Raw genomic sequence first — 19,817 nt, 5'->3', positions numbered from 1 at the left:
GCGAAGGGGGAGCCCGGCATCGCGACGCCGGGCCCGTCGGTCGCAGTCATTGGGGCGCGGTGGCTCGCCCCCTGGCCCCGCGGGCGGAGCGCCCGCGAGGTTCGGCTTCCCGGGTGAGGACGGGCCTACATGTTGAAGACGGGTTTGCCGTCCTTGCCCTTGATCTCCTTCCACGCGTCGTGGATCTGGCTGACGACGGTGTCGGGCAGCGGCACGTAGTCGAGGTCGACGGCGAGCTTGTCGCCGTTCTTGTAGGCCCAGTCGAAGAACTTCAGCACTTCGGCGGTGCGGGCCGCGTCGGCCGGATCCTTGTGGACCAGGATGAAGGTGGCGGCGGTGATCGGCCAGGCGCCCTCGCCGCCCTCGTTGGTCAGCGAGATGCCGAAGCCGGGGGCGGCTTTCCAGTCGGCGCTGGCGGCGGCGGCCTGGAAGGCCTTGTCGTCGGGCTGCGGGAACTTGCCGGCCTTGTTCTGGATCAGGGCGTAGCTCAGCTTGTTCTGCTTGGCGTAGGCCGACTCGACGTAGCCGATGGCGTTCGGGACCTGCTTGACGGTGGCGGTGACGCCCTCGTTGCCCTTGCCGCCCTGGCCCACAGGCCAGCTGATCGTGGTGGCCGCGCCGTACTCCTTCTTCCAGGGCTCGGAGACCTGGGAGAGGTAGGTGGTGAAGATGTTGGTCGTGCCCGAGGCATCGGACCGGTAGACCGGGGTGATGTTGGCGTCGGGGAGCTTCAGCCCCTCGTTCAGCTTGGCGATCTTGGCGTCCGACCACTTGGCGATCTTGCCGGCGTAGATCTCGGCGATGACCTCGCCGGTGAGCTTCAGCTTGCCCGGCTCGACACCCGGGATATTCACCACGGTGACCACGCCGCCCATGACGGTCGGGAACTGGACGAGGCCGTCCTTCTCCAGGGCGGGGCCCTTCAGCGGCGCGTCGGTGGCGCCGAAATCGACGGTCTTGGCCTGGATCTGCTTGATGCCGCCACCCGAGCCGATGGACTGGTAGTTCAGTCCGAGACCGCTCTCCTTGCGATAGGCTTCGGCCCACTTGGAGTAGACCGGGAACGGGAAGGTGGCGCCGGCGCCGGTGATCTCGGCCGCCTGAGCGGGGGCGAGAGTGGCGAGGCCGAGGCCCACGAGGGCGGCGAGGGTCGTGAATTTCATCTGTGGTCTCCTTGAGGAGCGCGCATCGGCCCGGGCGCGGCGCCCGTGCGCCGTTGTGCACCGCGCCATACGGTCGGTTGGGCTAAGGCGGTATGACGATTGCGCGACAGTTCGATGACACGGGCCCCGGACAGGGGCGGACCGGCCGCGGCCGACGCGCTTTTCCGGGGAGGACGGGCCGGCGCTCGGTCCGCGCCGCCGCCTTGAATCGGGATTCGCGGGAGGCTATCGCCGGAGCCGAGGGCGAGTCGCTGCCGGTCGAGGCCTCGACCGGAACGGCGCGCCGCCGGGTGCGGACGTGCGGCGCCCGATTCCCGACCGTGCCTCAAGGGATGCGCCATGACCGAGATCCGCCCGCGCCGCAGCGTTCTGGCCATGCCGGGGTCGAATCCGCGCCTGCTCGTGAAGGCCCGCACCCTCCCCACCGACGTGGTGATGATCGACCTCGAGGACGGGGTGGCCCCCGAGACCCGCGCCGCGACGCGCGAGGCCGTGGCCCGCGCCGTGGCCGAGGGCGGCTTCGGCCCGCGCGAGGTGGTGGTGCGGATCAACGCCCTCGACACGCCCGACGGCGCGGACGACCTCGCCGCCATCGCGCCGGCCGGGCCGGACGCGATCGTGGTGCCGAAGGTGACGGGGGCCGACGCCCTGGTGGCGGTGGGCTCGCGCCTGCGCCGCCTCGGCGCCCCGGACCGGACCCGGACCTGGGCCATGATCGAGAGCCCGATGGCGATCCTGCACCTCGCCGAGATCGCCAGCTCGGCCCGGGACGTCGACACCCGGCTCGCCTGCCTCATGGTGGGGCCGAACGATCTCGCCAAGGCCAGCCGGCTGCGCCTCGGCGTGCCGGGCCGCCCCGCCCTGATGCCCTGGCTGATGAGCGTGATCGCGGCCGCGCGCGCCTACGAGATCGACGTCATCGACGGCATCTACAACGCGTTTCGCGATGCGCCCGGTTTCGCGGCCGAGTGCGCACAGGGCCGCGATTGCGGCTTCGACGGCAAGATGCTGATCCATCCCGACCAGATCGCCCCGGCCAACGCCGCCTTCGGCCCCGACGAGGCCGAGATCGCCTGGGCCCGGCGCATCCTCGCCGCCTTCGCCGAACCGGAGAACCGCACCCGCGGCGTCATCGGCCTCGACGGCCAGATGGTGGAGCGCCTGCACGCGGCCGAAGCCGCCCGCACCGTGGCCCTGGCCGACGCCATCGCGGCCCGGACGGCGTGAGCGCGGCCCTCGCCGTCGAGATCCGCCTCCTGGACGGCCGCCTCTCCGGCTGGGGCTTTCCGCGCTGGGGTTCGGCGGCCGCCGCGGGCCTCGACCTGCATGCCTGCCTCGACGCGCCGCTGGCGCTGGCGCCCCAGGGGCCGCCGGCCCTGATTCCGGCGGGCTTCAGCCTGGCCATCGGCGACCCGGGCTGGTGCGGCCTCGTCTTTCCGCGCTCCGGCCTCGGCCATCGCGAGGGCCTCGTCCTCGGCAACGGCACCGGCGTGATCGACGCCGATTACGAGGGGCCGCTGATGATCTCGGCCTGGAACCGCAATCCCGGCGGGACCGACCTGCGCATCGAGCCCGGCGACCGCATCGCCCAGCTCGTCTTCACCCGCGTGACCCGGCCGGCGCTCACGCTCCGCGACGCCTCGGACGCGGTGCCGCCCTCCGGGGAGGCCGGTGCGCGGGGCACCGGCGGGTTCGGTTCGACCGGGCGGCGCTAGGGCGCGCACCTCATACGATGCCGCTGCCCGCGAAGGGCCAGGGCCGGCCGAGCTCAGCGGCGACCTTCGCGGGCTCGTGGCCGACCGCGGCGACGGCGGCCTCGACGTCCTCGCGCGGCACCTCGAAGCGGCGGGCCCAGTAGGCCAGGGTCCAGGGCTCCGAGACGTTGACGGTGGCGGGCTCGTGGTCGTTGTCGGGGGTCGCGCTGCTGCTCATGGCGTGTCTCGCTGCTGTATCGGGTTCCTCCCTAACGCGCGGCCGGGCCGCCGGTGCGTTTTCGCGGCTCACCCGCCCCCGCGCCCCGCCCACCCAGCCCCGCGCAAGCCATCCTGCGTAGGTCCGCTGCATCGGATTCCACATTCCCATCGGAGGCGTTGAGCCTTGGGCGTTCTGATCGGCCTCGTCATCGCAATCGGCTGCATGCTCGGCGGCTTCGTCGCCATGGGCGGCCACCTCGTCGTGCTCTGGCAGCCCTGGGAGTTCGTCATCATCGGCGGCATGGGCGCCGGCACCTTCGTCATGGCCAACCCGATGAAGACGGTGGTCGATACGGGCAAGGCCAGCCTCGACGCGCTCACGGGCAAGGTGCCCAAGCGCAAGGACTACCTCGCCCTCCTCGGCCTGATGCACGCCCTGATCCGCGAGCTGAAGACCAAGCCCCGCAACGAGGTCGAGCCGCATCTCGACGACCCGGCCAATTCCGAGATCTTCAAGGCCTACCCGGACGTGGCCAAGAACGCCGACCTCGTGCTGTTCATCTGCGACTATGCCCGCCTGATCCTGATCGGCAACGCCCGCGCCCACGAGATCGAGGCGCTGATGGACGAGGAGATCAGCGGCTACCGCAAGGACCGCCTCAAGCCCTACGGCGCCGTGACCACGGTGGCCGAGGCGATGCCGGCGCTGGGCATCGTGGCGGCGGTGCTCGGCATCGTCAAGGCGATGGGCGCCCTCGACCAGTCGCCGCAGATCCTCGGCGGCCTCATCGGCGCCGCACTCGTGGGGACATTCTTCGGGGTGTTCATGTCCTACGGCGTGCTGGCCCCCTTCGCGATCAAGATCAAGACCATCCGCGAGAAGCAGAACCACGTCTACATCATCGTGAAGCAGAGCCTGATCGCCCACATGAGCGGAGCGGTGCCGCAGATCGCCGTCGAGCACGGGCGCAAGGGCATCTCGCTCGGCGATCGTCCCACCATCGACGAGGTCGAGAACGCCACCGTCACCGGCGGCGCCCAGCGGGAGGCCGCCTGAGCATGGACGGCCCCACCGGGAACGCCACCGACATCCGCGCCCGCCTGATCGAGGCCGGGGGCCTGTCCCTCGACCGCATGCCGATGCTGAACGTGGTGTTCGACCGGCTCACCTCGGGCTGCTCGGACAACCTGAAGCCCCTCGTCGCCTCGCCGGTCTACTTCGCCTTCAGCGGCTTCGCGAGCGGCCGCTTCGGCGAGATGCTCGACGCCTACGAGAACAACGCGGTGGCGGGCATCTTCCACGCCCCCGAATGGGACAGCCACATCCTCATCGGCCTCGACCGGGACTTCCTCTTCACCATGGTGGAGGCCCTGTTCGGCAGCGACGGGGCCGAGCCGCCGGTGGAGGACGAGCGCGCCTTCTCCAGCCTCGAGATCCGGCTCGCCCAGACCATCCTCGAACAGGTCGGCCGCGCGCTCGAATCGTCGTTCTCCCTGGTCTCCGCGACGCCGTTCCGCCTGGAGCGGACCGAGACCCGGATGGAGTTCGCCGTGATCGGGGGGCGCAACAACAAGGCGGTGGAGGCCAAGTTCACCATCCAGGCCCTCAACCGCGGCGGCGAGATGTTCCTCATCCTGCCCCAATCGGTCATCAACCCGATGCGGCCGGCCCTGTCCAAGGTGCTCACCGGCGACACGGCGGCCCGCGACCCGAAATGGACGCAGCAGATCGCCGCCGAGGTGCAGAAGGCGGAAGTCACCCTCCGGGCGGTGCTCGAGGAGCGCCTGCTGACGCTGGGTGAGATCGCCGACCTCAAGGTCGGCCAGATCATCGGCCTCGACGCCACGCCCTCGACCCGGGTGAAGCTCGAGGGCAACGACCGCCCGCTGTTCTGGTGCCACATGGGCCAGGCGCAGGGCTCCTACGTGCTGCGGGTCGACGAGGCCATCGCACAGGACAAGGAAGGCACACCCGATGACACCGTGGGTTGACACCATTCTCCTCGTGGCCCTCGTGGCGACGAGTGCCTGCGTGGTGCCGATGTACCTCAAGCTGAAGCGCCTCGACCGGACCCAGGCCGAGTACGGCCGCATCCTGACGCAGTCGGGCCAGGCCCTCGCCCAGGCGGGCGACGCGGTCCGCAACTTCAGCACCGAGGGACGCGAGATCCTGGAGGCCCTCGACCAGCGCATCGGCGAGGCGCGCCAGACCCTCGCCGAATTGGAGGCGAGCCGACGCGATCTTGCGGCCACACGCGCCCCCCAACTCGGCTGAGGCCGGCCGATCCGCTTGCGCCCCGGCCGCGTTTACCCGATCCTTTCCCTTCCGCTGCCAGACGACTCTTCCCCTGACGTTCGATTGCAGCCCCTGACGAGCGGACGATGAGCAACAGCCCCTTCGACGATGCGGACCTCGCGTCCACCGGCACCGCCCCGGTCTTTCCGACCGTCTCGCCCAGCGTCGCGCCCGAGGGGTCGGCGACCGGCGACGCGCGGATCGGCGATGGCCGCAACCTCGATTCGATCCTGCGCATCCCGGTGCTGATCCAGGTGGTCCTCGGCTCGGCGACGATGCCGGTGGCCAACCTGATGAAGCTCGGGCGCGGCGCCATCGTGCCCCTCGACCACCGGGTCGGAGAGCCCGTGGACGTCACGGTCAACGGCCGCGTCGTCGCCCGGGGCGAGATCGTCGTGGTCGAGGAGGACAATTCCCGCTTCGGGGTCTCCCTCACCGAGATCGTCGGCCCGGCCGATGCCGGCCAGAACGGCTGAGGACGAACCCGTGGCGAGCGTGCCGATCCCCCACCGGACGCAGGGCGTCCACCGGCACCTCAACCCCGTGGACGAGGTCGCGGCGCTGCTGCTCGCCATGGGCAAGCCGGCGGCCGGTCGCCTGCTGAAGTACTTCGATCCCGAGGAGATCCGGCGCATCACGCGCTCGGCGACGCAGCTCGGCACCGTCAGCGCCCACCAGCTCGACGACATCGTGGAGATGTTCTCGCACGAATTCGCCGCCGACGGGCGCCTCGTCGGCACCGCGTCGGAGGTGGAGAAGCTCCTCACCGGCCTGCTCCCCGCCGACCAGGTGGCCGAGATCCTGGCCGACGTCCGGGGGGACGCCACGCGCTCGGTCTGGGAGCGCCTGACCACGGTCTCCGAGGGCGTGATCGCGAGCTACCTGATCAAGGAGCATCCCCAGACCGCGGCCCTCGTGCTGTCCCGCCTGAAGCCCGCGGCGGCCGCCAAAGTGATAGCCCACCTGCCCCAGCCCACCCGCAACACGGTGATGCGGCGGATGCTGAGCTTCAAGCCGGTCTGCGACGCGGTGATCGCCACCGTCGAGCGCGCCCTGCACGAGGACCTCCTCGCCAGCGGCGCCCGCAACGGCGGGGCCGACACCCACGCGAAGATGGCCGACATCATCAACAAGATGGAGCGGACCCAGATCGACGAGGTGCTCACCAGCCTGTCCGAGTCGCGCCCAAAATCCGTGGAGATCCTCAAGGGCCTGCTCTTCACCTTCGACGACATCGTGAAGCTCCAGCCCCGTGCCCGGACCACGCTGTTCGACGCCGTGCCCAACGACCGCCTGGTCCTGGCGCTCAAGGGCACCGACGCGGAGTTCCGCAGCGTCATCCTCGGCGCCCTCTCCGCCCGCGTCCGCCGCATGGTCGAGCACGAGCTGAACGGCGGCGAGCCGGCCGCGCAGAAGGACGTGACCGAGGCCCGCCGCAGCATCACCGACCTCGCCCTCGAGATGGCCGGGCGCGGCGAGCTGGAGATCAATTCCGGGGACGAGGTCGAGGCCCTCGTCCGCTAGGGACGGTGGCCCGACCCGGCGTGAGCGATGTCCGACGAGGATCAGGAGAGCAAGACCGAAGCCGCCACCGAGCGGAAGATCCGGGAGGCCGTCGAGAAGGGCAACGTCCCGTTCTCCCGGGAGGCCCCCATCTTCGCCTCGATCCTTGGCCTGCTCATCGCCCTCAGCTTCGTCGTGCGCGACGCGGTCACGCCCCTGATGCAGGCGCTCGCGCCCTTCTTCGACCATCCCCGCGATTTCGCCCTGGAGAACAATCAGGACGTCGCCCGGATTCTCGAAGGAACCGCGATGGCGGCCGCACGCTTCCTGATCCCGGTCGTGCTGATCCTCGGCCTCTGCGGCCTCGTCTCCGCCCTGATCCAGAACGTGCCGAGCCTCGTGGGCGAACGCATCCGCCCGCAATGGTCGCGCATCTCGCCGGCGGCGGGCTGGGGACGAATCTTCGGAAAAGCGGGTCAGCTCGAGTTCCTGAAATCGGTCCTTAAATTTTTAAGCATCAGTCTCGTCTGCCTGCTGCTCCTGCGCTCGGAGGGCAGCAAAGCCGTGAGTGCCATGTTCACCGACCCGAGCCAGATCCCGGACCTCATCCTCACCGTCTCGATCCGGCTCGTTTCCGTCGTCTGCATCGCCACCATCGTCATCGTGGCCGCCGACCTGGTCTGGTCGCGCCTGCGCTGGCAGCGCTCCCTGCGGATGTCGAAGCAGGACCTCAAGGACGAGCACAAGCAGACCGAGGGCGATCCCCTGGTGAAGAGCCGCCTGCGCTCCCTGGCCCAGGACCGCTCCCGCAAGCGCATGCTCGCCAATGTGAAGCAGGCCACCGTGGTCATCGCCAATCCGACGCACTACGCGATCGCGCTCCGGTATGCGCGCGACGAACAGCCCGCGCCTCTCGTTCTCGCCAAGGGAAAGGACCTCGTGGCGCTCCGCATCCGAGAAATCGCCGAGGCGAACGGCATTGCGGTCGTGGAAGACAAGCCTCTCGCAAGGTCCCTGTACGACAGTGTCGAGGTGGACCAGATGATTCCCGCGGAGTTCTACAGCGCAGTGGCTCAGATCCTGTTCTTCCTGTTCTCGAAGGCTCGCTGATGACCGAGGCGTCTTCCTCCCCCGGAGCCCTGTGCGTGGACGTCCCGGACGTGCTCGCCGATGCAGAGCGCGTCTTCGCCAACGCGATCCGGGACTTCATCGCGGAACTCTGCCTCCTCGACGGCGGCATCCTGATCGGCTGGGTGCAGGCCGCCCGGCACGGGAACATCGCCGACCTCGTCGCCTCCTCCGCCGAGCCGTTCTTCAAGGAAGCGACCATCGCGTACGCGGACGGGGCCGACGTCCGGTTCGACTGGGGCCGCTCGCTCACCGTGGTGCTCGACATGGAGTTCGTCACCGAACCCGTGACGGTGTTCTTCAAGCTCATCCTCGACGGCGTCTACGTGGGCGTCGCGATCCAGCGGATCCTGGCCGACCAGGGCCCGACCTTCTGCCTCGACGGCTTCGAGACGGCCCTCGCCGGGGCCCGCCTGACCCGCGCCGCCGCCTGAGCGGAGGCCGGGCGTACCGGCCCGATCGATCCGGCCCGGCCGCGTCCTCGCAGCTCCTCGCCCGCACCGCGACCGTTTGTCGACGCGCCGATCGCGCGATCACATCTGCGTGTGACCCGAACCTCATTGACGGCGCCGGCGATGCCCGACATTGCTAAATGATAGGCGATTCCCTCAGCAAGGCTGGACTTGAGGAGCGACGTGCAAGGCTCCGTACCGACCCCTGATTGTTTCGCTGTTCAGTTGTAACCCAGCATACCCCCCGACTGTCGCAAGATCATCCGGAGATTGCCGATGTATGTCCTGGTCGACGAGCGGCCTTCGGTGAATTCCGGCTACAAGGCGAGCTTCGACCGCGAGGGCATCTCCTCCCTCGGCCTCGACCCGCAGGAATTCACCCACTGGTTCCAGTCTTCCTCCCGGGTCGACCGCGAGGCGATCCAGGGCTTCCTCCTGGGCGATTTCGAGGGCCGGGCGAAGTGCGCCACGCTGATCCGCAAGCTGTCGCGCGCCCCCATCATCGCCCTGAGCGACGTGCGCTCCCTTGACCAGACCCTGCAGCTCTTCGAGGCCGGCATCGACGACGTGCTGCCCAAGCCCGTCCATATCCGGGAGATCCTGGCACGATCCGAGGCGATCTGGCGCCGGGTGAACGCGCAGGCCAGCCCGGTCCGCGAGGCGCCGCCCGAGCCCGAGCGCCTGAAGGTACATTTCGATGGCCGCGATCCCGAGGTGGACGGCGCGGTGCTGCCCCTGCCGCGGCGCGAGCGCCACATCCTGGAGTGCCTGGTGCGCAACCGGGGCCGGCGGATGACCAAGTCGCAGATCTACAACATCGTCTACGGCGTCTACAGCAACGGCGTCGAGGAGAGCGTCATCGAGGGCCACGTCAGCAAGCTGCGCAAGAAGCTCAGCCAGCGACTCGGCTACGACCCGATCGAGGCCAAGCGCTTCATGGGCTACACCTTCGTCGGCTGAGCCCCGCCTGCCGCGACGCCGATGCACAACGAAACGGGCCCACCGGGGCGGATCCTTCAGGGGATCGCCCGATGAGCCCGGGTTCGACGACCTCGGCGGATGGACCGCAGGGTCGCGGCGGTCGGTCTCTTCCTCAGAAGGAGCCCGTCGTTTCGACTTCGCTGCCGGCCAGCGCGCTCTGCGGGGCGGTGGCGGCCTTCGCGGGGGCGACGGGCTGAGGGGTGGTGGTCAGGTCGCTGAGGGTCCGCACCTGCTGGGTCTCGCGCGCCTGCTCACGGAACAGCGGGGGCGTCAGGTAGAGGGCCTCGCCCGCCATGGCCGCGCCGGTGGCGACGGTGGCGGACGCGAGGACGGTCAAGGCGAAGAGGCGGGTCGCGCGCATCTGAAATCTCCGGTTTGGCTGGCGACGTGCCGGCCGTTGAGGAGATGAAACCACATTTTTGTGCGCTGCGACTTGCTCATTTTGCAACGCACCATAATGCGAAGGCCTCAGCGTCCGACCACTATAGCGCATGCTCCAGAGGAGGGTTCGGAGGCTTCTACGCAAAGAGCCATGTCTTCAGCGCATAGGCCTGAAATGGAAGATTTGGCCGCCCAAATTTAATTTTCGCGTCTCTCAATCGTATTTTGATGTTCTCAGGTGAGAAACAGCACATGCGCCGCGGTTCATCAGCATCCGCCCCACCGATCGCGCGCCTGTGCTTGCAAGAGCGGCTCGCCGGCCGATCCCTGATCGGGCGCGGCCGTCGCCGTGATTCAGCGGCCCGCTCCTTGCGCATCGTCCTCCCCAAACGCCGAGGGGCGGAGGAATCTATTTACCACATTCGCCCGCTCACGCAGCCGTGACGGCCGAAAGCCGGCGCGCCGGACGTTCCGTGTTCATGCACATGTCCCGGTCGGCTCTCCCCGCGCTACAGACCCTGGCGGCCCTGCCAGCCCGTGACGCCGATATGCTGCTGGGGTCCGCGGAACGGATGTGTCGCGCCCAATCGGGTCGGGAACAGCAGAAGGCCTTGCGGCGCATCGCCGTCTATCGCCGTGTCCTCGGCCTGCCGCCGTCGATGCAGCTGATGCAGGAGCGATGGGCGGCCTCCGCGTGAGGACGCGCCCGATCCCCGGGACGGCTCAGGACCCTGCCGGCGGGGACGGCCCGTCGCCGGGCTCCGCCGTCGTGACCAGGGCCTCCGGGCGTTTGACCTCGATCTCGACGAAGGCGATCGGGTGGTCGGAGCCGTTCATCACGTCGTGCCGGATGCCGGCCGGGCGGGCATAGGCCTGTCCGGCCTCCAGGATGCTGTCGGTGAACCGGTCGCCGTCGTAAACCCTGAGGGTCCCGGCCACCAGCATCACGACGAAGTAGGGCCATCCGTGCTCGTGCCAGCCGGTGACCGCGCCGGGCGCGAAATCCCACCGCGTGATGCGCACGGTCGCGTCGTCCTGCTGGAGGGTGGCGACCGCGGGGATGGTGCAGGCAAAGGCCATGGGCGTTCCTTCCTGAGCCGGGACGCTCGCAAAGTCGGCGCCACCTGGCGGCCCCCGGAGGCCGTCCAGGCCACAAGGGGGCTCGGACGGGGGCGTGGCGCGAGAGGAGGCTCCGACGGAGTCCCCAACGCGCGCGCGCCTTAAGCGCGCTTTACTGGCAGAAGCTGCGCGCCCCCGGCGTCCAGGCGCCGAAGCCCGTGGCCACCATGTTGGTGATGACCCGGCAGACATACTGCTTCTGGGCCGGATTGTTGTTCGGACCCGCATGATAGCGCGCCACCGCCAGGGTCCAGCTGCCCTCGCGCGCCTTCAGCTGCTTCAGGAACAGGGTCGCGTACTCGACGTTCTGGCGCGGATCGATCATCGCCTCCAGGCTGGCGAACTTCTCGCGGTGATAGTGGTGGTTGATCTGCATGCAGCCGAGGTCGACGAGCTTGATGCCGCTCGCCCGCGCCTGGGCGAGCTGGCTCATCACGTCGGCGGCGCTGGTGCCGAAATAGGCCCGGCCCTGGATGTTCATGGCATAGGGCTGCAGCGAGCCGCGCCGGCCGCTCTCCGTCAAGCCGACCGCGTAGAGGACGCCGAGCGGCACCCCGTGCTTGGCCGAGGCCCCCGCCATCTCCCGCTCGCAGATATTGGCCGAGGCCGGCAGCGCCGCAGCCTTTCCCGGCACCGGCGGGGCGCTGTTGGCCAGCGCCCCGCCCAGACCGGAGACGGCCAGGCCGGGGCTAGAGGTAAACGCCGCTGCGATCAGGGCTGCTCGAAACGCTCTCATGCATCCGCTCGTGAAGGTCGGAGGCGGCCGGATCGCCGCCCGGGGAGGACCGGCGCCCGGCCTGGTCCGGGGTGGGGCGGCCCTGGTTCGCACCGGACTCGCCCTGGCCCGGGAAGCCCTGTGCGCCCTGTCCCTGTTGCGAGCCTGGATTCCCCGATGCGCCCCGGCCGTCGGCAGGGGGCGACGCGACGGTGACGGTGACGCTCTCGGGCCGGTAGCCGCCCTGGCGCAGGAGATCGTTGAGAACCTCGCCGCCCTCGCGGAGCAGGCGCGCCGAGTCCTCGCGGCTGGCCTGAAGACTCATCTCGAGCTGGCCGTCGCGCAGGCGCATCCGCACCAGAACGGTGCCGAGGTCCGCCGGATGAAGCTGCAGCGTGAGGAGCTTCAGGGGGCCCTCCCCCGTCGGAGCCCCGGGCAGCGCGCCGGGGACGGCCCCGGCCGGTCCGCGCGGCAGCTCCGCCAGGACGGCGGCGGCCACCTGCTGGGCCGGCGCGGCGGCCGGGCCGGACAGGGACCCGGCCGGCAGGGTCAGGGGGGTGGACAGGTTCGCGTCGGCAACGCCCGGCAGGGCCGGCGCGAGGCTGCTCCGGGCCGCGCGCGCGGCTGCGGTGCCGGTCTCGGCGGACGCCGCCACCGGATCGACGCGCAGGATCGCAGAGGGCGTCGCGGGGGGCCGCTCGGTCCCGCCCGGTCCCGCGCCGCCACGGACGGGATCGCGCGCGGGCATGACGGCGTCGCCCGAGAGCGATCCCGGCGCGCGCGCGGGGGCGGCCGCCGCGGTCGCGGAGACGAGGGCGGCCTGCGTCGGGGGCTGCGCCGGAAGGACGGGGGCGCCCGATGCGGGCAGGTTTGCCGGGCCGGTGGGCGGCGCAGCCGGGGTCGGGCCGACCGCAGCGGCAGCTTCGCCGGGAGCCAAGCCCCCCGCGGCGGCGGGCAGGCCCCCCGCGGCGGCGGCCAGACCCCCCGCGGCGGCGGCCAAGCCCCCCGCGGCGGCGGGCAGCCCCCCAGCGGCGGCGGGCAGGAGCGCCGCAGCATCGGGCAGGCCGGGCGCGCCCGGCGCCGGGACGGCCGCCCGCGATCCGCCGAGGAGGCTCGGAAGCACCGGCGCGAAGTGGGTCTCGCGCTGGAGCACGGCGATGCGGGTCCGCGCCTCGGCGCCCGCGGCCTGCGGCACGCGGCCGGCGGCGACCGGGTCCGTCCCGGCCAGCAGGTCCGCCCCCGGAAGCAGGTCCGCCCCGGCCAGCAGGTCCGCCCCAGCCAGCAGGTCCGCCCCGGCTAGCGGGTCCGTCCCGGCCGGACCGTCCGGTCCGCCGGGCCGGGTCGCCGGGCCGCTGGCCACGGCCTGCCCCGGGGCCTGGGCCGGCAAGGCGCGGGCCACCAGGGTCTCGAGGGTGATCGCCTGCGGCTTCGGCGCCGGGGCGCCGGCGGCGGGGGCGGCCGTCGGAACCACGAGGGCGAGCAGGGCCAGCGGATCGGTCTCCTCGCCGGACGGGGCCTGGGCGGCCTCGTCGTCGCGGCGGCCCGGCCGGTCGGCCTCCGGCGTGGGCGTCTCGTCCGCGTTGCGTCCCCCCCCGAGGGCGCCCAGCACGGCTCCGAAGGCATCGCGGGGCGCCTCCGGTGTCTCCGAGCCTGCGCCGCGGGGGCCGGGCGCGTCCGACAGGGCGCGGGGGCCGGGACTGGTGGCACCGAGGGTGTTCAACGCTCGCTCCTGCGCATGATCTCGTCGATGCGCCCGATGGCGTCCTGCGCCCGGGCAATGGATGGCGCGACCGGCAGGACGCGGGGACCCGTGGGGTCCGCCTGGACCGGGATCGGGGCGGGCGGCCCGGCCCGGATCTCCCGGGCGGTCGAGAGCGCGGCGTCCAGGAGGTCGCGGTCGGCGGAGTCCAGCACGGTGCGGTCGGTCATGCGCAGGGTCTCGACGGATTCGTCGAAGCGCCCCTCCCCGACGAGGAGGGCCGCCGCGCGATAGAGGCGCGCGCGCACCGCCTCCGGCGAGCCGGGCTCCGCCAGGGTGACGCCGCGCTCGGCGGAGAACACCGCCGTGGTGGTCTTGCCCTGATCGAGGGCGGCCCGGGCGAGAAGGAGGTAGAGCTCGCGCCGCCCCTCGATCTCGATCTCGTCGAGCATGGCCTGGAGGCGGGCGAAGCGGACGTCGTCGCCGGCAAAGTCGAGTCGGGTGAGCGCGGCGGCGAAGCGCTGGCGGAAGTTGCCGGCATAGACCGAGTGGCGGAAGCGCCGCAGGTACTGCACCGCCAGGGTCTCGAATTTCGCCAGGTCGTTGGCCTGGGCCAGCACGAAGATCTCGCGGCGCAGCGCCCCCTCCTCCACCAGGGTGCCGGGGGCGAGCAGGCGCGCGAGGTCGAGGAGGCGGATCGACTGGGTGGGATCGTCGCGCACCACCAGGGCGGATTGCGCCAGGGCGAGCTGCGCGCCGAGACTCACCGGCACGACCAGCGGGTCGATCTTCACCAGGAGGGCGCGGGCCTCCTTCTCGCGTCCCTCGAGATAGGCGAGCGCGCCGAACACCACCGGCCGCTCGGCCTCCGGCACCTTGCCCGAGGCGACGAGGTGGCGCAGCAGCCCCGGGCCGCCGCCGCCGAGCCCGAAGGTCACCGCCGCGTGCACGCTGACGGGGTCGGCCCAGGTCTCGGGATCGAGGCCGAGCATGCGCGATTCGGCCAGGGACAGAAAGGCGCGCTGGCCCTGATGGGCCTGGGCCGAGCCCTGGGCGATCCGGTCCTGGAGCAGTTGCAGCGTGCGCACCAGCTCCACCGGAACCGGGCGCGGGGCCACGGGCAGGGGCTCGATCGGGGCGGCCGGGGCGGCGCCGTGATCGCTTCCGCCGTGATCCCCCGCGCCGTGGGAGTCCGCCCCCCAGGCGGCCGGGACGAAGCCCAGGCCGGCGAGCAGGACGCAGGCGATCCGCGCGCGGCGCATCCCGGCGGCCCGCATCACTCGGGCCGCGCCCGCAGCAGGATCTCGATGCGCCGGTTCTCGGCCGCCTTCGGATCGGCGGGGTTGCGCGGCTGACGGTCGGCATAGCCCTCGATGCGTTCCAGGCGTGCGTCGGGCACGCCGCCGCGCACGAGCATGTAGGAGGCCATCTGTGCCCGGGCAGAGGACAGCCGCCAGTTGTCGTAGACCTCCGAGCGGAAGGGGCGCGCATCGGTGTGGCCGCGCACGACGATCCGGCCGGGCCGGTCCTTGAGGATGCGGGCGACCTGCTCCAGGGCCCGCACCACCTTGGCCTGCGGCTCGGCCGAACCGACGCTGAACATCGCGAAGTTCACCTCGTCGGTGAGGCTGATGAGGATGCCCTCGCCGGTGCGGCGGACCTCCGTGCGGGGCGCCGGCGCGCCGCCCTGCATCGGCAGCACCTTGGCGATCTCGGCCCTGATCTCGGCCAGCGTCGCGGTCTCGGCGGCATCGGCCGCCTGCCGGGCCTCCTCGGCCGCCCGGGCCTCCGCGGACCTGGATTCCGCGGACCTGGCTTCCGCGGCCGCCTTCTCGGCGGCGGACTTCTCGGCGGCCGACTTGGCCTCGGCCGCAGCCTTCGCGTCCTTGTTTGCGTCCTTGGGCGCCTCGGTCTTGGGCACCTCGGTCTTGGGCGCCTCGGCCTTGGCCAGGAGCGCCATCACCCTGGCGTCCGTCTCGCCCGGCAGGGCCGAGGCGACCTTGATCGCGGCCGACTTCGCCCCGGGGGCGGCCGCGCGCACGTCGGGGCGCGCCTCCTGCGGCAGGGGGGTCACCGTCCCGGTGGACCCGGCCTGCTCGGTGCGTGTCTTGGCGAGGGGCGCCACCTGCCAGTAGAGCGGATCGAAGGGATCGCGGGCGGCCTCGCCGCCCTTGATGCCGGGCTCGCCGGTCTCGGTGACGACCGCGTCGGCCGAGGCCGTCTCCGGGCCGGGCTCGAGCTCGGCGGCGAGCTTGGCCAGGACCGCGTAGGGGTCCTGGAACAGGGCCGCCTCGCGGGCGCGGCTGCCCGGCGGCCCGGAGGCGCTCTTGCCGTCGGTCTTGGCGTCCGACTTCGCGTCGGACTGGCCGCCCTTGCCGTCGGCGCTGCTGTCGCCGGTTCCGCCGTCGGGCTTGCCCTCCTCCGGCGTGGGCTCGCCGGGCTTGTTCTGGGGATCGCGCAGGCCCTTGCGATCGAAGCTCACGTCGGCGAGCTTCACCGGGTTGAAGTACTCGGCGATGGCCGACTTCGTCTCCTTGGTGGTGGAGCCGATCAGCCACAGCACCAGGAACAGCGCCATCATGGCGGTCATGAAATCGGCGAGCGCGATCTTCCAGGCACCGCCGTGGTGACCGTCCTCGTGGTCGCCGTGGCGCCGGATGATGATGATCTCGTGGTGGCCCTCGTCCGCCATCGGGTCAGGCTCCCTGGACCGCGGCGGTCATGAGGCGGCCCCAGGCGCCGAGCTGGGTCTCGATCACGGTCTGGTCGGCCTGCACCGTGACGTCCACGGCCTCGGAGGGCTGGAACGCGAGGGTGGCCTCGAAGGGGCCGAGCTTGCCCGCCACCGCGTCGAGGAGGTCGGCCGGTCCGCTCACCCGCACGGGCGCGCGGGCCTCGCCGAGGATGCGGGCGAGGCTCTGGGCCAGCTCGTCGACGGCCTGGCGGCGCAGGGCCTCGGTGAGCACGGGCACGAGGAGATGCCCCACCCGGTCGGTGAGTCCGGCGCCAAGGGCCTGGAGCGCGTCGGCGAAGCCGGCCGCGAGGCGGTCGCCCTCTTCCACGCACCAGGCCTGGCGCATTTCGATGAGGCGGGCCGCGTGATCGGCCTGCAGGCAGGCGATCACCGAGGCGGACTCGGCCGCAGCCTCCGCCCGACCGAGTTCGCGTCCGCGCTCCAGGCCCCGGGCCTCGGCGGCGCGGAGCAGGGCCTCGCGGTCCTCGGGCGGTTCCACGGGCTTGCGCAGCAGGGCCGCGAGCCCTTCGGAGGGACGGGGCGCGGCGGGCGCGGCGGTGTGGGGCACGGGGGCGCCGCGCACCGGCACCACGGCGTCGGAGAAGTCGGGCAGGAGGCGGGCGATCACGGGGGCCATCACGCGGCCTCACGCAGCAGCCAGCGCTTCAGGATCTCGGCGGCCTGCGCCTCGTCGGCCTCGATCATCTGCTCAAGTCTCTTCTGCGGCGAACGGTTCAGCTTCTCGGTGAGGTCCTCGATCATGCTGGCGACCGGGCTCTGGCCGGGGGCCGCGAGGCTCGGGACGGCGTCCGAATCGGCGCCGAGGGCGGCGTTGGGACCCGCGAGCGCCGCGTTCGGAGCGGCCGCCGCGAGGGCCTGGGCCTCCGCCGCCGCGGCCAGGGCGCGGGCCTCCTCCTGTTGGGCGGCCGGGATCTCCAGGATGGCCCGCATGGCGGGGCGCAGGCCGAACCAGATCAGCAGGCCGGCGACCAGCAGGATGGTGCCGGCGTTGATGAGGGTCGCCGACTGGCGCATCAGCACGTCGGTGAGGCTGAGCGGGGCCACCGGCTCCAGGGGCTGCCCGTCATTGACGAAGCCGACGGCGGCGACCTTGACGTTGTCGCCGCGCTCCTTGTTGAAGCCCGCGGCCGAGCCGACGAGCTGCTCGATCTCGGCGACCTGCGCGTCGATGGCGGCCTTGCTGGCATCCGGCCCGGCCAGGGCGGCGAGGCGGGCGCGGTTGACGAGGACCGCCACCGAGATGTGCTTGATGTTGTAGCCGTCGCTCACCGTCTGGATCGTCTTCGAGGAGATCTCGTAGTTCGTCAGATCCTCGCGCTTCTGCGTCTCGTTGCTGGCGGTGTCGCCGCCATCCGAGCGGGCGCGCTGGTCGGGCAGGTTCGCCTGCGCGGTGGTGGGCCGCTGGCCGGCGTTGCGGTTCTGCGAGTTCTCGGTCTCGCGCACGGCCCGGGTCGAGCGCTCGACGCGCTGATCGGGGTTGAAGATCGTCTCGTTCTGCACCGTCTTGTCGGTGTTCAGGCGCGCCGCGACGCTGACCTCGAAGTTGCCGACGCCGAGATAGGGGGTCAGCGTCCGGCGGATGTTGTCCTGGACCTCGTGGCCGATGGTCTTCTCCAGGGTCGCCATCTTGCCGGTGGGCACCGCGTTGGCATCGTCCCCGGAGAGCAGGAGCGAGCCGTCCGAGCCGATCACGGTGACGCGGTCCGGCTTCATGCCGGGCACCGCGGAGGCGACGAGGTGGCGGATCGACTGGGCGCCGCTGACGTCGTCGGCGGGCTCGGTCCGCACCACCACGGAGGCGGAGGGGGGCTGCTGGTCGCGGCGGAACGAGCCCCGGTCGGACAGCACGATGTGGACCCGGGCGGCCTTCACGCCCTTCATGCCCTGGATGGTGCGGGCGATCTCGCCCTCCAGGGCGCGCACGCGGGTCACCTCCTGCATGAACGAGGTCATGCCCAGCGAGCCGAGGTCGTTGAACAGCTCGTAGCCGGACTTGGCGCTCTGCGGCAGGCCCTTCTCGGCGAGCAGCATCCGGGCCTGGGCGGTGTGGCCGTAGGCGACGAGCACCGCCGCGCCGTCGGCGCTGACGTCGAAGGGGATGTTGGCGTCCTTCAGGACGCTGCCGATGCGCCCGACATCCTCGCGGCTCAGGCCCGTGTAGAGCGGCTCCTGGGCCGGGCGGCTCAGGTAATAGGCGCCGAGGCCGACGGCGAGGAACACCACCACGCCGATGAGCGACAGGGCGGCGATGCGCCGTCCGCCGAGGGCGAGGATGTTGTTCCAGAGCCGTTCGGCGTGCTGAAGACCGGACATTCGGTGGGCTGCTCCGCTTCGGATCCGCGATCCGATCCCGTCCTGTCGCCCGCCAGCCTTGCGCGGAGATTGCGTCGCGACGCGCCGGGCGGCCCGCGCCGCCGAAGCGCTAGAAGAACGACCGGACCAGGCCTCCCACCAGCATGTTCCAGCCGTCGATGAGGATGAAGAACAGCACCTTGAACGGCAGCGAGATCACCGTGGGCGGCAGCATCATCATGCCCATCGACATGACGATGGTGGAGACGATCATGTCGATCACCAGGAACGGCAGGGCGATCAGGAAGCCGATCTCGAAGCCGCGGCGCAGCTCCGAGATCATGAAGGCCGGGATCAGGATGCGCATGTCGATCTTCTCCCCCCCCTCGGCCTTCGGGATGTTGCGGCTGGCCAGATCCGTGAAGGTCTGGAGGTCCTTCGGGCGGACATGCTGGGTCATGAACTCCCGGAACGGCTCGACGAGCTTCGGGATCGCCTCCACCTCGGAGATCCGGTTCTCCGTGAGCGGCTTCAGTCCCTCCTCCCAGGCCCGGTCGAAGGTCGGCGCCATGACGTAGAAGGTCATGAACAGCGACAGGCTGACGAGGAAGATGTTGGCCGGCGTGCTCTGGAGGCCGAGGCCCGAGCGCAGGAACGAGAACGCGATGGCGAACCGGGTGAAGCTCGTCACCATGACGAGGAGGCCGGGGGCCAGCGACAGCACGGTGAGCAGCGCCACGAGCTGCAGGATGCGCCCGCTCGCCGCCCCGTTCCCGGCCGGCAGCAGCGCATCGAGGGCGGGCAGGCCCGTGGCCGACTGGGCCAGCGCCGGCCCGGCGAGGGCGAGGCCGGCGCCGAGTCCGGCGGCGAGGGCGAGGCCGGCGGTGACGGATCTTGAGAGGGTCGGCACGGTCATGGGCCCCTACTGCACCACCAGCATCTCGACGATCAGCTCGCGGACCTGCCCCTTCGTGCGCAGGGCCACCCGCTCGTTGAGGTCCTCGCGCAGGTGCAGGAGCCCGCTGGCACCCTCGATCTGCTTCAGGGAGACGGTGCGCAGGTAGGCGACGATGTCGGAGCGGATCTCGGCGAGCGCCACGTCCGGGTTCGGCACGGCGCCGGTCTTGAACACGACCGAGGATTCGAGGCGGACCCAGGCGTCGTTGGTGTCGGCGAGGTTGGTGACCACCGAGCCGACGCTGCGCAGGGCGAGGTCGCCGGTGTATTTCAGGACCTTGACCGCCTTGTCCTCCTCGTCCTTCTTCTTGCCGTCCACCGCCTTCTCGACGGTGGACAGGAGGTAGAGGCCGAGACCGCCGCCCGTGCCGATGGCGACGAGGCTGGTCAGGGCGAGGGCCAGGATCCAGCCCTTGCCGCCGCCCTTCTTCGCCGCCGTCTTGTCGTCCTTGGCCGCCATGGT

Annotated in this window: 23 protein-coding genes; 11 read left to right on the top strand and 12 right to left on the bottom strand. The window is 71.4% G+C overall.

The features are described from left to right. Positions 1-125 precede the first annotated feature (125 nt). Positions 126-1,163, bottom strand: coding sequence for a phosphate ABC transporter substrate-binding protein PstS (gene pstS / locus ASG63_RS06545; RefSeq protein WP_056213297.1), 1,038 nt, complete (start codon positions 1,161-1,163; stop codon positions 126-128). A 339-nt stretch (positions 1,164-1,502) separates the two neighbouring features. Here pstS and ASG63_RS06540 point away from each other — a divergent pair, with 339 nt between their 5' ends. Together ASG63_RS06540 and dut are read left to right on the top strand one after the other, a co-directional pair. Next, positions 1,503-2,390, top strand: coding sequence for an HpcH/HpaI aldolase/citrate lyase family protein (locus ASG63_RS06540; protein ID WP_056213295.1), 888 nt, complete (start codon positions 1,503-1,505; stop codon positions 2,388-2,390). Continuing rightward, entirely contained in the window at positions 2,387-2,878 is a 492-nt protein-coding gene (gene dut / locus ASG63_RS06535) for a dUTP diphosphatase (RefSeq protein ID WP_056213292.1), read from the top strand. Before ASG63_RS06540 ends, dut begins: the two co-directional genes overlap by 4 nt. Before the next feature lie 10 nt (positions 2,879-2,888). Here the strand turns inward: dut and ASG63_RS06530 are convergent, their stop codons facing one another. Continuing rightward, a complete protein-coding gene (locus tag ASG63_RS06530; protein ID WP_056213289.1) occupies positions 2,889-3,095 on the bottom strand; it encodes a DUF3606 domain-containing protein in 207 nt (68 codons plus the stop codon). 165 nt (positions 3,096-3,260) lie between these two features. Here ASG63_RS06530 and motA point away from each other — a divergent pair, with 165 nt between their 5' ends. The 8 genes from motA (at position 3,261) to ASG63_RS06490 (ending at position 9,415) form a co-directional block, all read left to right on the top strand. Beyond that, entirely contained in the window at positions 3,261-4,133 is an 873-nt protein-coding gene (gene motA / locus ASG63_RS06525) for a flagellar motor stator protein MotA (protein ID WP_056213286.1), read from the top strand. 2 nt (positions 4,134-4,135) lie between these two features. Beyond that, entirely contained in the window at positions 4,136-5,068 is a 933-nt protein-coding gene (locus tag ASG63_RS06520; protein ID WP_056213285.1) for a flagellar motor switch protein FliM, read from the top strand. After that, positions 5,052-5,351, top strand: coding sequence for a hypothetical protein (locus ASG63_RS06515; protein WP_056213282.1), 300 nt, complete (start codon positions 5,052-5,054; stop codon positions 5,349-5,351). Before ASG63_RS06520 ends, ASG63_RS06515 begins: the two co-directional genes overlap by 17 nt. A gap of 107 nt (positions 5,352-5,458) precedes the next feature. Further along, complete coding sequence (gene fliN, locus ASG63_RS06510) at positions 5,459-5,848, top strand: flagellar motor switch protein FliN (RefSeq protein WP_056213280.1); 390 nt, start codon at positions 5,459-5,461, stop codon at positions 5,846-5,848. 10 nt (positions 5,849-5,858) lie between these two features. Next, the gene (locus ASG63_RS06505) at positions 5,859-6,896 is read left to right on the top strand and encodes a flagellar motor switch protein FliG (protein WP_056213432.1); all 1,038 of its coding nucleotides are present in this window, start codon (positions 5,859-5,861) and stop codon (positions 6,894-6,896) included. Between the two features lie 27 nt (positions 6,897-6,923). Further along, entirely contained in the window at positions 6,924-7,985 is a 1,062-nt protein-coding gene (flhB, locus tag ASG63_RS06500) for a flagellar biosynthesis protein FlhB (RefSeq protein ID WP_056213279.1), read from the top strand. Next, complete coding sequence (locus tag ASG63_RS06495; RefSeq protein ID WP_056213276.1) at positions 7,985-8,437, top strand: hypothetical protein; 453 nt, start codon at positions 7,985-7,987, stop codon at positions 8,435-8,437. The genes flhB and ASG63_RS06495 overlap by 1 nt, the downstream gene beginning before the upstream one ends. Before the next feature lie 294 nt (positions 8,438-8,731). After that, complete coding sequence (locus tag ASG63_RS06490) at positions 8,732-9,415, top strand: response regulator transcription factor (RefSeq protein ID WP_056213274.1); 684 nt, start codon at positions 8,732-8,734, stop codon at positions 9,413-9,415. 133 nt (positions 9,416-9,548) lie between these two features. On the opposite strand, the gene ASG63_RS06485 is transcribed toward ASG63_RS06490, so the two are convergent. Beyond that, positions 9,549-9,797 (bottom strand): hypothetical protein, encoded by a 249-nt coding sequence (locus tag ASG63_RS06485; protein WP_082504734.1) that lies wholly within the window; start codon positions 9,795-9,797, stop codon positions 9,549-9,551. A 493-nt stretch (positions 9,798-10,290) separates the two neighbouring features. On the opposite strand from ASG63_RS06485, the gene ASG63_RS06480 reads away from it, so the two are divergent. After that, positions 10,291-10,515: a hypothetical protein gene (locus ASG63_RS06480; RefSeq protein ID WP_056349604.1), complete on the top strand. Its 225-nt coding sequence runs from the start codon at positions 10,291-10,293 to the stop codon at positions 10,513-10,515. Between the two features lie 25 nt (positions 10,516-10,540). On the opposite strand, the gene ASG63_RS06475 is transcribed toward ASG63_RS06480, so the two are convergent. From ASG63_RS06475 to ASG63_RS06435, 9 genes are all read right to left on the bottom strand, one after another. Next, positions 10,541-10,897, bottom strand: coding sequence for a cupin domain-containing protein (locus ASG63_RS06475; protein ID WP_056213270.1), 357 nt, complete (start codon positions 10,895-10,897; stop codon positions 10,541-10,543). A 151-nt stretch (positions 10,898-11,048) separates the two neighbouring features. Further along, positions 11,049-11,672, bottom strand: a complete 624-nt coding sequence (locus ASG63_RS06470) for a transglycosylase SLT domain-containing protein (RefSeq protein ID WP_082487038.1) — start codon at positions 11,670-11,672, stop codon at positions 11,049-11,051. Next, positions 11,626-13,371 carry a flagellar hook-length control protein FliK gene (fliK, locus tag ASG63_RS06465; protein WP_056213266.1) on the bottom strand — a complete coding sequence of 582 codons (1,746 nt, stop codon included), beginning with the start codon at positions 13,369-13,371 and terminating at the stop codon, positions 11,626-11,628. The genes ASG63_RS06470 and fliK overlap by 47 nt, the downstream gene beginning before the upstream one ends. Further along, the gene (locus tag ASG63_RS06460; RefSeq protein ID WP_244479829.1) at positions 13,368-14,612 is read right to left on the bottom strand and encodes a chemotaxis protein MotC; all 1,245 of its coding nucleotides are present in this window, start codon (positions 14,610-14,612) and stop codon (positions 13,368-13,370) included. Before ASG63_RS06460 ends, fliK begins: the two co-directional genes overlap by 4 nt. A gap of 14 nt (positions 14,613-14,626) precedes the next feature. Beyond that, positions 14,627-16,042 (bottom strand): MotB family protein, encoded by a 1,416-nt coding sequence (locus ASG63_RS06455; protein ID WP_056213262.1) that lies wholly within the window; start codon positions 16,040-16,042, stop codon positions 14,627-14,629. Between the two features lie 4 nt (positions 16,043-16,046). After that, entirely contained in the window at positions 16,047-16,721 is a 675-nt protein-coding gene (locus tag ASG63_RS06450; RefSeq protein WP_056213260.1) for a hypothetical protein, read from the bottom strand. Next, positions 16,721-18,418 (bottom strand): flagellar basal-body MS-ring/collar protein FliF, encoded by a 1,698-nt coding sequence (fliF, locus tag ASG63_RS06445; RefSeq protein ID WP_056213258.1) that lies wholly within the window; start codon positions 18,416-18,418, stop codon positions 16,721-16,723. The genes ASG63_RS06450 and fliF overlap by 1 nt, the downstream gene beginning before the upstream one ends. 109 nt (positions 18,419-18,527) lie before the next feature. Beyond that, complete coding sequence (gene fliP / locus ASG63_RS06440; RefSeq protein ID WP_056213256.1) at positions 18,528-19,313, bottom strand: flagellar type III secretion system pore protein FliP; 786 nt, start codon at positions 19,311-19,313, stop codon at positions 18,528-18,530. A gap of 6 nt (positions 19,314-19,319) precedes the next feature. Then, a complete protein-coding gene (locus ASG63_RS06435) occupies positions 19,320-19,814 on the bottom strand; it encodes a flagellar basal body-associated FliL family protein (protein WP_056213255.1) in 495 nt (164 codons plus the stop codon). Positions 19,815-19,817 lie beyond the last annotated feature (3 nt).

This window comes from Methylobacterium sp. Leaf94, from assembly GCF_001426045.1.
Lineage (GTDB): Bacteria > Pseudomonadota > Alphaproteobacteria > Rhizobiales > Beijerinckiaceae > Methylobacterium.
This window is presented reverse-complemented; position numbering and strand designations above follow the sequence as displayed.

Excerpts from the sequence above, each read along its gene's own strand:
- ASG63_RS06475 (WP_056213270.1), bottom strand. The coding sequence starts at position 10,897 with ATGGCCTTTGCCTGCACCATCCCCGCGGTCGCCACCCTCCAGCAGGAC.
- pstS (WP_056213297.1), bottom strand. The coding sequence starts at position 1,163 with ATGAAATTCACGACCCTCGCCGCCCTCGTGGGCCTCGGCCTCGCCACT.
- fliF (WP_056213258.1), bottom strand. The coding sequence starts at position 18,418 with ATGTCCGGTCTTCAGCACGCCGAACGGCTCTGGAACAACATCCTCGCC.
- ASG63_RS06460 (WP_244479829.1), bottom strand. The coding sequence starts at position 14,612 with ATGCGCCGCGCGCGGATCGCCTGCGTCCTGCTCGCCGGCCTGGGCTTC.
- fliN (WP_056213280.1), top strand. The coding sequence starts at position 5,459 with ATGAGCAACAGCCCCTTCGACGATGCGGACCTCGCGTCCACCGGCACC.
- ASG63_RS06435 (WP_056213255.1), bottom strand. The coding sequence starts at position 19,814 with ATGGCGGCCAAGGACGACAAGACGGCGGCGAAGAAGGGCGGCGGCAAG.
- ASG63_RS06515 (WP_056213282.1), top strand. The coding sequence starts at position 5,052 with ATGACACCGTGGGTTGACACCATTCTCCTCGTGGCCCTCGTGGCGACG.
- fliP (WP_056213256.1), bottom strand. The coding sequence starts at position 19,313 with ATGACCGTGCCGACCCTCTCAAGATCCGTCACCGCCGGCCTCGCCCTC.
- ASG63_RS06450 (WP_056213260.1), bottom strand. The coding sequence starts at position 16,721 with ATGGCCCCCGTGATCGCCCGCCTCCTGCCCGACTTCTCCGACGCCGTG.
- ASG63_RS06455 (WP_056213262.1), bottom strand. The coding sequence starts at position 16,042 with ATGGCGGACGAGGGCCACCACGAGATCATCATCATCCGGCGCCACGGC.
- flhB (WP_056213279.1), top strand. The coding sequence starts at position 6,924 with ATGTCCGACGAGGATCAGGAGAGCAAGACCGAAGCCGCCACCGAGCGG.
- ASG63_RS06495 (WP_056213276.1), top strand. The coding sequence starts at position 7,985 with ATGACCGAGGCGTCTTCCTCCCCCGGAGCCCTGTGCGTGGACGTCCCG.
- ASG63_RS06540 (WP_056213295.1), top strand. The coding sequence starts at position 1,503 with ATGACCGAGATCCGCCCGCGCCGCAGCGTTCTGGCCATGCCGGGGTCG.
- ASG63_RS06470 (WP_082487038.1), bottom strand. The coding sequence starts at position 11,672 with ATGAGAGCGTTTCGAGCAGCCCTGATCGCAGCGGCGTTTACCTCTAGC.
- ASG63_RS06485 (WP_082504734.1), bottom strand. The coding sequence starts at position 9,797 with ATGCGCGCGACCCGCCTCTTCGCCTTGACCGTCCTCGCGTCCGCCACC.
- ASG63_RS06490 (WP_056213274.1), top strand. The coding sequence starts at position 8,732 with ATGTATGTCCTGGTCGACGAGCGGCCTTCGGTGAATTCCGGCTACAAG.
- ASG63_RS06520 (WP_056213285.1), top strand. The coding sequence starts at position 4,136 with ATGGACGGCCCCACCGGGAACGCCACCGACATCCGCGCCCGCCTGATC.
- ASG63_RS06530 (WP_056213289.1), bottom strand. The coding sequence starts at position 3,095 with ATGAGCAGCAGCGCGACCCCCGACAACGACCACGAGCCCGCCACCGTC.